Here is an 827-nt window from a genome sequence, read left to right as displayed (position 1 = left end):
GGCTCAGTCGACGTTGATGCGTTCGGTTCCGGGCGGCGGTTCGTCGCCCTCGTCGCCGGCTTCGGAGGTCGGCGGCTCGGCGGTGCCGCCGGGTTCGGTGCCGTGGGGATTGTCGTGGCCGTCGTCGTGCGGGACGCGGACGCAGGGTTCCTCGCGCCGGGTCCAGCGCCGCTCCTGGTCGGCGACGACCGCCCGGTAGGCGGCGAGCAGTTCGGCGCCGGCGGCGCTGAGGTGCGAGACGACCTCGGGGCTGCGGTCGGCGACGTCGTCGAACGCGGTTCTGGCGGTCTCGGCGAGCTGCCGGGTGAGCCGCTCGGCGGTGACGCCGACGCCTTCCCCGGCGGCGGCCCGCCCGGCGGCGCCCACCAGCGGGGCGGCGACGTCGGCGACGCGGTCGGCGACGGACTCCACCAGGCGGCGGAGTTCGTCCGCCGCGTCGCCGCGGGGAGGCTCCCCGTCGCCGCGGCCGGCTCGCCTGGCCTCCTCGGCGGCCAGGTCCTCCGCGCAGGCCTCGGCCCAGGCGTCGTCCGGGGTCCGGGCGTCGTCGGGCTCGCCGGCGGTGCCGGCGGTGCTGGTGTGGGGGGCGTCGTTGGTGTCGCTCATGGCGGACTCCCGGCGGCGAGGTGCTGTACGCGGCGGGCGCGGGCGATCGGCCCCCGCGCACTTCCGACAGTACCGCTCAGCGCGCGCCGGGCCACAGCGCGGGGTCGGGCGCGAAGCGCACGGACAGCTCGCGGCCCGCGAGCCGCGCGCCGGCGACCGTGCAGCGGCGCAGCGCGGAGTCCAGCGGCAGCGCCCGGCGATGGGGGCCGACGGTCACGATGACC

Annotated in this window: 2 protein-coding genes; both read right to left on the bottom strand. The window is 78.8% G+C overall.

The window, feature by feature from the left end; translation table 11 throughout:
• Window positions 1-3: 3 nt before the first annotated feature.
• Window positions 4-603, bottom strand: a complete 600-nt coding sequence (locus GL263_RS27385) for a DUF5304 family protein (RefSeq protein ID WP_182858414.1) — start codon at window positions 601-603, stop codon at window positions 4-6.
• A 76-nt stretch (window positions 604-679) separates the two neighbouring features.
• Window positions 680-820, bottom strand: coding sequence for a hypothetical protein (locus GL263_RS27380; RefSeq protein WP_438948016.1), 141 nt, complete (start codon window positions 818-820; stop codon window positions 680-682).
• Between the last annotated feature and the right edge of the window lie 7 nt (window positions 821-827).

Origin of the sequence: Streptomyces durbertensis, assembly GCF_014156695.1 — a bacterium.
Lineage (GTDB): Bacteria > Actinomycetota > Actinomycetes > Streptomycetales > Streptomycetaceae > Streptomyces > Streptomyces durbertensis.
The sequence above is the reverse complement of the archived record's forward strand: the minus strand, read 5'-3'. Positions and strand labels throughout refer to the sequence as shown.

Coding starts and splice junctions, on each gene's coding strand:
- GL263_RS27385 (WP_182858414.1), bottom strand. CDS start 603: ATGAGCGACACCAACGACGCCCCCCACACCAGCACCGCCGGCACCGCC.